Below are 9,348 nucleotides of genomic sequence, written 5' to 3'. Positions count from 1 at the left end.
CGGTACTTTCTCTTGCTCATACAGTGTTAGTAGCTCTTTTTTTTCTTCTTCTTTTAGTTGAATTCTTAACCGTACTGGCATGACTCTTCCTCTAATATTTCTTCATCTTCTATTTTAACTCTATTTATGACCACCTACTTACTACCCCATCTTTTTTACCGCAATTTGCCTCCATTCCCTCTAGTAAGGTTTTTGACGGGGTTGTCACCCCGTGAGGTATTAAAGTGAGCTTGTCGAACGACTCAACTACCGCTCACGCCGAAGTCCTGTCCAAGTGTTCCCTGGAAAAGTAATATGAAATCCTGAAAAGAATGCTATAAAAGGCAACGGGGAATTACGAATTACGAATTACGAATAGGGAAGCGGCACTCTGGCAATGGGCAATTTTTACGGCTTCACGCGCTCTCTAATTATCTGTAGCAAAGATTTAAGGATTTCATATAAGGCTATAGCACTGCCATTTGGGGACTGAGGGTTATTTGATATAACAATAGCTGGCAGCGACTAAAAAAGAGCCATTGCCAGTCTAAAAAACCTGTACGTTCAAGGGGCGTACAACGATGTTTAAATTCAGTCTGAGGATTAAATAGAAGACGATAATCCTATGATTCTTCTTCTTCGTCTCCGGCTTCAACTTGTTTGAGGTGAATATGCTTACGTCCTAGAGAAATTTCAAATTCATCACCAGGATTCAAATCCATTTGTTTTGTATAAGCCGCACCAATTAACAAGTTACCATTTGACTGAACACTAATCCGATAACTAGCGGAGCGTCCACCCCGTCCATTTCCTTGTTGTTTGCCATCTAACTCAATTCCCTCTGCATCAATGAGAGCATTGAGGAATTTCATCATATTGACGCGCTCAACACCATTTTTAGTCAGGGTGTAATAACCACATTCTCTAGCTTTCTCTTCCTTACTCAGATGTTCGAGTCCTTTGACTTTATCGAGTAAAGCTTCTCCGGTCAGAGGTTGAGGATCAGAACTTTTCTTTTTAATCATTAACTCTTCCTGTAAATATTTTGCAAAAGGTCTTGACTTTTTTCTGGAATGGCTGTTCAGTCATCCAGAAGGTTTAGCTAGATCGCTACTTGAGAAACTATATTACACTAATTAACGAAATTGTTCACCTATTTCTTAAATTTTTTAATAGATCTAATTCAGATCAAGCAGTTGAGTGGAAGGGTGGGACATCCAACACCTGACCCTCAGCTTCAGCTATCAGCTTTTGCGGAATACTATCAGTCCCCATTGCATCAAGTCAAACTCCCCTTTGAAGAGAAAAGTCTGCTGTCCAGACTGATGAGAAGTTATCAACTCCAGACTAAACTCTTGAGAGGGAGATTGTACTACCATTTTCTATTGAGTTGTGCTGAATTCCCTTTAGGTATGCTCAACTTGGTAGAATCTGTCAAGACCATCTTTGCCCTTTGAAACTCGATTACGAAGTTATCTATTTTATTACCCAGGATGAAGTTAACTACACGGGGACACTATAGCGTTAAAGCCTTACTCGATCTATCCTTACAACGCGGGATCGGGCCGACTTCTGTAAACGCGATCGCACAGCGCCAAAATATTCCTGCACCCTATCTGGAAAAACTCTTGATTGAGATGCGACGATCCGGGTTAGTTGAATCAGTTCGAGGCGCTCAAGGAGGCTATCAATTGGCAAAATCTCCAGCACAAATCTCCTTGGGACAAATCTTAGAAGCAGTAGGAGAAACCATTGAACCTTTACCCCGCCATCAAGCGGATATTGAACAAGCAGAAGATTGGGTAACTTTTACCCTGTGGAATCGTTTACACCAAAAGCTGAAAGAGGCTTTATATGGGATTTCCCTTGAAGATCTTTATTATGATACTCGCAGTTGCCAAGCAGCACAGGGGGAAGAAACAACTTTTGTTGTTTAGAGAATTTTGAATCCCAGAACGTTCTCCTCAGATTGATGATCCTTTTCGATTTATCCTTTGTCCATGATGGATTTTAATTCTCTGATGATTCTATTGATTGCTGCTGGATTAGATTATCTCATTGGAGATCCTCAAAGTTGGTTACATCCAGTGCAAGTGATGGGGTGGGTAATTACTCACTATACCCAAATTTTCTTTAAATACTTAAACCAACCTAGAATCCTACGGGTTGCAGGGGTATTCCTGACCCTAATTGTCGTGTTAGGGAGCGCGTTAATAACGGCTTTAATTGGATATGGTGTACAAGTGCTAGTGGTTCAATTTTCGTGGAATCCGATTTTAAGCATTGCAGTAGAAAGTATCCTCTTGGCCAGTTGTTTTGCGGGTCGAAGTTTAAGGGATGCCGCAGAGGATGTTCTCGACTGGATTGAACAAAAAGATTTAGTCACGGCTCGTCAACGATTAAGTCGTTATGTGGGTCGAGATACCGAAACCTTATCCGAGTCAGAAATCCTTAGAGCCGTTTTAGAAACCGTGACAGAAAATGCTACTGATGGTGTCATGGCTCCTTTATTTTATGCCTTAATTGGTCTACTCATCCCCGGAGTCGGTAGCGTTCCTCTTACTTTTGCTTACAAAGCCGCTAGTACCCTCGATTCTATGGTGGGTTATCGAGAAGCACCTTACAAGGATATTGGATGGTTTAGTGCCAAATTAGAAGATGTTTTAACGTGGCTTCCTTGTCGATTAACAGTAATCATGATTGCTATCTTATCAGGAAAACCTAAATCCGTTTTAACCATTTGTCAACGAGATGCAAGTTTTGATCCGAGCCCCAATGCCGGATGGAGTGAATGTGCTTATGCTGCCGCTTTAGGGGTACAATTGGGAGGAAGGAATTCCTATCGGGGAGTGATCAAACAAAAACCTTTATTGGGAGATCCCCAACACCCGATTACATCTACTACCATTGAACAGGCATTACAACTGACTCGATACATTTTTTTAATCACGTTAGGATTATTTACAGGGGGATTCATTCTGGGACACACTCTGGACTAATCCTGAATATCTTTAAACAACTCAAGATAGTTAATCGTGAATCGAAAATGACAAAAATTGTTGAAATTCTATCTGCGACCGAACTCCGGCGAACCTTGAATCGGATGGCTTCCCAAATTGTTGAAAAATACGGAGATTTAGAGAATTTAGTGTTACTGGGAATCTATACCAAAGGAGTTCCCTTAGCTGAACTTATAGCTCACCAAATTGAGGTTTTAGAACAGATCAAGGTTCCTGTGGGTGCATTAGATATTACATTTTATCGAGACGATTTAGATCAAGTGGGAATGCGTACCCCTGAAAAAACCACCATTCCCTTTGACTTAACTGGGAAAACGGTTATCTTAGTCGATGATGTGATTTATAAAGGTAGAACCATTCGCGCCGCTCTCAACGCGGTCATCGATTATGGCCGTCCTGAAACCATTGCTTTAGCGGTTCTTGTAGATCGAGGTCATCGTCAACTTCCTATCCATCCCGATTTTATTGGTAAAACACTCCCCACCGCCAAGGAAGAACAGGTCAAAGTTTATTTAGAAGACCTCGATGGACGAGATGCTGTTGAATTATTGTCTCCGACTTCTTAAAAGCAGAACAGGAACTCCTGATCAGATTTCTTTTCCCTGATGTTCCCTGACCATCTGTTGCTGATTTTGAACCTCCGTTAACCGTCAACTCTCAACCGGATCATCAATAATATGAAAGATTTTTTAAAGTTTACGTTTGCTAGTTTATTAGGAAACTTAATTGGACTGGTGTTAATTACCACGATGGGAATTGGGGGATTAATTTTTCTGATTATCATCAGTATGGGTCAAGATTCAGGCCCCCAAGTTAAGGATAAATCCGTGTTAGTTTTTGATTTATCTTTGAGTGTGAGTGATAGTGGCCCTAATCCCTCCACCTCTGAAGCCTTACAACAAGCTTTCTCGGAAAATACACCCACAGAAATTCAATTAAGAACTTTAGTTCAAAGTATTGATCAAGCCCGCAAAGATGATAGAATTGTTGCTCTTTATTTACAAGGAAGTAATAGCCCGACCTCCACAGGTTTAGCGAATTTAAAAGAAATTCGTCAAGCTTTACAACAATTTAAAGACAGTGGCAAAACCATTATTGCCTATGATATAGATTGGACAGCACCCGAATATTATTTAGCATCTGTGGCTAATCAAGTGGTGGTTCACCCTTTAGGATCTTTAGACTTGAAAGGATTAAGTTCTCAAGTGATGTTTTTAACGGGTGCATTAGATAAATATGGGATTGGCGTTCAGGTGACACGAGTCGGAAAATATAAATCGGCTGTTGAACCATTTTTACTCAAGAAATTAAGTCCTGAAAGTCGAGAACAAACTCAAAGTTTATTAAGCAATTTATGGGGAGAATGGTTAACAACTATTGCCCCCAGTCGCAAGCTGATACCCCAACAGTTACAAACCCTTTCCAATACGGAAGGAATTCTATTAGCAAATACGGCTTTAAAAGCAAAACTGGTGGATCAAGTTGCTTATGGTGATGAAGTTGTGACTAACCTCAAAAAAATTACGGGAGAATCTCAGGATAAAAATCAACAATTTCGCCAAATCAGTATCAATTCTTACTCAAAAATACCTGAAGTTGTTAAAAACAATAGTGGAAAGGAAAATAGTGATAATAGAATTGCCATTGTTTATGCTGAGGGTGAAATTGTTAATGGAACAGGAACCTCAAGTCAAATAGGAGGAGATCGATTAGCCAAAGAATTAAGAAAACTGCGCTTAGATAACCAGGTAAAAGCGATTGTTCTTCGAGTTAATAGTCCAGGGGGAAGTGCTACCGCATCCGAAGTAATTGGACGGGAAATAGAACTGATGCGGAAGCAAAAAAAACCTGTAATTGTTTCGATGGGAAATTATGCCGCTTCGGGAGGATATTGGATTTCCATGGGAGCGGATAAAATTTTTGCAGAATCTAATACCATTACCGGATCAATTGGCGTGTTTGGATTATTATTTAATATTCAAGAAATTTCTAATCAAAATGGCATTACTTGGGATAGTGTAAAAACGGGTAAATTTGCCGATATTCAAGGGATTAATCGTCCCAAAACTCCTGAAGAATTAGCAAAATTACAAAGCATTGTCAACTTAATTTATGATCGATTTATTTCTAATGTAGCCACCAATCGGAATTTACCCAAGGATAAGGTTCAAAATATTGCTCAAGGGCGAGTTTGGTCAGGTTCCCAAGCTAAACAGTTAGGGTTAGTCGATGAAATTGGGGGGTTAGATGCGGCGATCACAGCAGCAGTTAAAACCGCTAATTTAGGAGATAATTGGACATTACAAGAATCTCCTAAATCTCGAAGTTTAGAAGAACGAATTATCGAAAATTTAACCGGAGAAAACACCACCGTAACAACACCCCTTGATCCGTTAACTCGTGAATTTCTCCGACTTCAAGAGGAATTATCTATCATTAAAACGATGAATGATCCTAAAGGAATCTATACCCGTCTCCCTTTTAATTTAAGAATTGAATAATCAAAAATCCCCCAGAGAATCCTATTCATTAACATCTGTAGGGGTTGGGTCTCCCAACCCTCTTAATGCGGGGTTGGGAAGATTCAACTCCTACCCTAAAAGATGACAACCTTCGTCTCAAAGGCGTGGATTTCCCTATAATAATAGGGTCATTCACCACGAGTTAAGGTGTCTTCCAAATTCGTTGATGATAATCTTCTAACTGAGCATAGGGATCAACGGGAGGATGATCATGATCATGGTGATGGTGATGATGGTGATGATGATCATGACTATGATCATGAGGATGATGATGATTTCCTGAAAGGGCTGCTAACCGGAATTTGCACATTTCACAGTTCATTTGAACTTGTCCGAGTTGGGTTTCAATTTCCCGTTCTCGTAAGAGTTGTAATAGTTCTTGTTGAATTCCCATTTCCGGTAAACAGGTCATCTGAATTTCAGGATATTGTTCCTGTTGTTGGGCGGTAATATCAAAGATTTTCTTAACTAAAACCCCCGTAAATAGAAAGTAAGGTAAAACAATAATTCGTTTGGGTTGATACAGTCGAGCGCGACGAAATCCTTCTTCTAAACGCGGATGAGTAATCCCAATAAAACAAGTTTCAACCGTTGAATAACCGCTTCCTTCCCACAGAATTCGAGCCAGTTTATAAACATCTCCATTCGCGTCAGGATCACTGGCTCCCCGACCCACAAATAATAATACCGTTTCCGAATTTGGAATCTGTAAGGGGTTAAATTTTGGTTGATTTAACGCTTCTAAACGCGATCGCAATAACTCTAAAATATTCGGACTAATCCCAAAATGCCGACCATAATGAAAAGTTAATTGAGGATGTCGTTGTTTCGCTCGATCTAATTCATTGGTAATATCAAATTTATTGTGTCGTGCAGCAAATAATAACAAAGGTAACGCCGATAAATCTGTATAACCTTGTTCAATACAGCGATCAATTCCTGCTTGAATGGTGGGTTCTGTTAACTCTAAAAAACAAGGAACAACAGGACGAGAGTAATCTAATTGTTGATACGCTTGAGCAAATTCTAAAAACGTTTCTCGTCCATCTGTATCACGGGTTCCATGACCAATGAGTAATAAGGGACGTTGTAGAGGTAAAGGCGGAAACGTTAAATCTGATGGTTTAATCGAAAGTTGGGTTTGATCGCTCATGTTAAGTTTGGGTCTCCTTTCCCGTGTGAGGCAGGTTATAGAGCGTAAGGACTGGGTTTTTGCGCCCTTACTCGGTAGGCATTCTGGCTTGTTAGGATGATTCCTAACTTACAGTTGCCGCACAGCCTCGGATTCTCACCGAAGTTTCCCTACACGATGACAGTGAATCATTAGGTATTTTTTCAGTTTACCCCAGAAAGCAACAAAGATGCGATGACGGTTGAGGCTTTGTTGGTGCGGGTGAAGAAAGTTTCAATAGCTATTTTAAGAACGCTATCGATAACAGATAACTGAGTAGGGGCGGGGTCTCCCCGCCCAAACAATTAATCAATCGTAATAGATTGAGGGCCACCGGAATTGCCGTTATTATTTTTAGAGTCAGAGGAACTAGAACCAGGGGTTCCTCCTTGTTTTTCCAGCCAAGTTTTTACCGGATCATCATTGAGGTTTAATTTTAATAAACCTGAGAAAAACCCCCCTAAAAATGCAATCGGTTCACGGGTTAATTCTTGTAAAATTGGTTGCAGTTCATCCATAATCAAATCGTCTCCTTAAACCCTGCGATCGCAATCAATCCTTTTGGATTTTAGCGTGTTTCCAAAAATTTAGCGGTTTAATAATTGCTATAGCCGTCAGAATATCCGCCATCAGAGGAATAGCCATCGGAGGAATAGCCATCGGAGGAGTAGCCGTCAGAATATCCTCCAGAAGAATTATTATAATAACTATCAGAGGAATAGTCCTGACTATCACTGTAGGAACCACTATCAGAATAACCGCTATCGTAAGTTTCAGAGGTGCTGGTATAGGTTCCATCCCCACTTCCAGCTTGTGCGGGATCACCGTCTTCAATGGCTACTTTAGTCCCCGTTTCAATACTATTGGGTTCATGGGGTTGGGCCTTAATACTGCCTTTGCGTCCTTCTAATTCTGGGAGTTCTGGGAACTTTTCTACAGGCATTCCTTCCACAACTTGTTCCATAAATTCTCCCCAACTATAAGCCGCGCTACTACTCGCGCCCCAGGTCGGATCATTATTATCATTCCCTAGCCAAACCCCGGTGACAATTTGGGGAGTATAACCAATAAACCATAAATCTCTCGCTTCTTCAGAGGTTCCAGTTTTACCCGCCACTTCTCGACCCGGTAACGCCGCCGGACTCCCGGTTCCTCCTTGTACGACTCCTTCTAACATCCAAGTGGTAATGGCGGCACTATTTTGATCTAAAACTCGTTTCGGTTTAAATTTAGCTTGATAAATAATATTTCCCTGTTGATCTAAAACCCGACGAATGCCATGAGCCGGAATATAATTGCCGTCATCCGCTAAAGTTGCGTAAGCATTGGTTAACTCTAATAAATTCACTTCATAAGCACCTAAAGCCATCGAATACGTGGGTTTTAAAGGGGATTTAATCCCCATTTCTTTTGCCAATTTCATCGCGGGTTCAAAGCCAACATCAATTAATACTTTAACAGCAACCACATTAATTGAACGGCTGAGAGCATCCGACATTGACATCCATCCATAATGTTTATTGCCATAATTTCGAGGGCGATAACCATCGACTTTATAAGGTTCATCCAAATAACTATCATAAGGAGAAAAACCCGCCCCAACCGCCGCCGCATAAACTAATCCTTTAAAGGTTGATCCAGGTTGTCGTTGAGCTTGGGTAACACGATTAAATTCACTATCTTTATATTGATATCCCCCCACCATTGCTTTAACTTCTCCGGTTTTAGCTTCAATGGAAACTAACGCGGCTTGGTCAAAATTGGCTCCATATCCATCAATTTCCACCGCATCTTTAACCGTTTTTTCAGCCGCTTCTTGCCATTTAACATCTAAACTGGTTTCAACCGTTAACCCTCCGGCTGCGATCGCATCTTTAGACACATATTGAGGTAATTCTTTCAGAACATAACTAGAAAAATAAGGAGCTTTAACTAATAAGCGTTTCGGTTGACTCGGTTTGAGGGTAATGGGTTCTTGCATCGCCGCTTGTGCTTCGCTGGCGGTGATCACCTCAGCATCCTGCATCCGTTGAAGCACAATATTACGTCTTTTTTGAGCCGCTTCTGGATTTTCCAACGGAGAATATTGACTCGGTGCAGGCGGTAAACCCGCTAACATTGCCATTTCCGATAAAGTTAATTCATTAACGGATTTACTAAAATAAACATAAGCTGCATCCGCCACTCCATAAGCCCCTGACCCCAGATACACTAAATTAAGATAGCGTTCTAAGATGTTTTCTTTACTCATTTGATCTTCAATTTTCCAAGCAACCATTGCCTCTTTCAGTTTACGGGTGAGGCTATGTTCTTGATCTAAATAAACAATTCGAGCTAACTGTTGAGTGATGGTACTACCGCCTTCAACCACTCCCCGAGCTAATAAATTAGATCCAATTGCTCGAAGAATGCCTTGATAATCGACCCCATCATGGTCATAAAAGCGGATATCTTCCGTAGAAATAAAAGCTTGTACCAGTTTTTCAGGAATTTGTTTGAGGCGCAATTTTTCCCGTGTTGCTGGCCCGGTTTGCATTAAAATATCACCATTAGCAGCTTTAATCGTAACTGTTCCATCTCGGCTAAAAGATGCCATTGTATTAACCGAGACTTTTGGTAAGCTTTGATCAATGCGATACCATTGCCAAGCTCCATA

General features: G+C 40.7%; 8 protein-coding genes and 1 riboswitch. Of the genes, 4 read left to right on the top strand and 4 right to left on the bottom strand.

The annotated features are described in order from the left end of the window. Positions 1 to 602: 602 nt before the first annotated feature. Positions 603 to 1,004, bottom strand: coding sequence for an AbrB family transcriptional regulator (locus ACKPEB_RS03630; protein ID WP_408963431.1), 402 nt, complete (start codon positions 1,002 to 1,004; stop codon positions 603 to 605). A gap of 468 nt (positions 1,005 to 1,472) precedes the next feature. Between ACKPEB_RS03630 and ACKPEB_RS03625 the strand changes: the two genes are divergently transcribed. The 4 genes from ACKPEB_RS03625 to sppA all read left to right on the top strand — a co-directional run bounded on the left by ACKPEB_RS03625 (position 1,473) and on the right by sppA (position 5,500). Next, the gene (locus ACKPEB_RS03625) at positions 1,473 to 1,916 is read left to right on the top strand and encodes an Rrf2 family transcriptional regulator (protein ID WP_408963430.1); all 444 of its coding nucleotides are present in this window, start codon (positions 1,473 to 1,475) and stop codon (positions 1,914 to 1,916) included. Between the two features lie 63 nt (positions 1,917 to 1,979). Continuing rightward, positions 1,980 to 2,978 (top strand): adenosylcobinamide-phosphate synthase CbiB, encoded by a 999-nt coding sequence (gene cbiB / locus ACKPEB_RS03620; RefSeq protein WP_408963429.1) that lies wholly within the window; start codon positions 1,980 to 1,982, stop codon positions 2,976 to 2,978. Positions 2,979 to 3,025: 47 nt separating this feature from the next. Beyond that, on the top strand, positions 3,026 to 3,565 hold the full coding sequence (gene pyrR / locus ACKPEB_RS03615) for a bifunctional pyr operon transcriptional regulator/uracil phosphoribosyltransferase PyrR (protein WP_408963428.1): 540 nt from the start codon (positions 3,026 to 3,028) through the stop codon (positions 3,563 to 3,565). A 111-nt stretch (positions 3,566 to 3,676) separates the two neighbouring features. Next, positions 3,677 to 5,500, top strand: coding sequence for a signal peptide peptidase SppA (gene sppA / locus ACKPEB_RS03610; protein ID WP_408963427.1), 1,824 nt, complete (start codon positions 3,677 to 3,679; stop codon positions 5,498 to 5,500). A 163-nt stretch (positions 5,501 to 5,663) separates the two neighbouring features. Here sppA and ACKPEB_RS03605 read toward each other — a convergent pair whose 3' ends face one another. From ACKPEB_RS03605 to ACKPEB_RS03595, 3 genes are all read right to left on the bottom strand, one after another. After that, complete coding sequence (locus ACKPEB_RS03605; protein ID WP_408963426.1) at positions 5,664 to 6,674, bottom strand: sirohydrochlorin chelatase; 1,011 nt, start codon at positions 6,672 to 6,674, stop codon at positions 5,664 to 5,666. Between the two features lie 55 nt (positions 6,675 to 6,729). Continuing rightward, a riboswitch (cobalamin riboswitch) is annotated at positions 6,730 to 6,854 on the bottom strand. Between the two features lie 143 nt (positions 6,855 to 6,997). Beyond that, on the bottom strand, positions 6,998 to 7,210 hold the full coding sequence (locus ACKPEB_RS03600; RefSeq protein WP_408963425.1) for a hypothetical protein: 213 nt from the start codon (positions 7,208 to 7,210) through the stop codon (positions 6,998 to 7,000). A 77-nt stretch (positions 7,211 to 7,287) separates the two neighbouring features. After that, on the bottom strand, positions 7,288 to 9,348 hold a 2,061-nt coding region (locus tag ACKPEB_RS03595), incomplete at its 5' end, for a transglycosylase domain-containing protein (protein ID WP_408963424.1).

It is taken from the genome of Planktothrix sp. (assembly GCF_046067725.1).
Taxonomy (GTDB): Bacteria; Cyanobacteriota; Cyanobacteriia; order Cyanobacteriales; family Microcoleaceae; genus Planktothrix.
The sequence above is the reverse complement of the archived record's forward strand: the minus strand, read 5'-3'. Positions and strand labels throughout refer to the sequence as shown.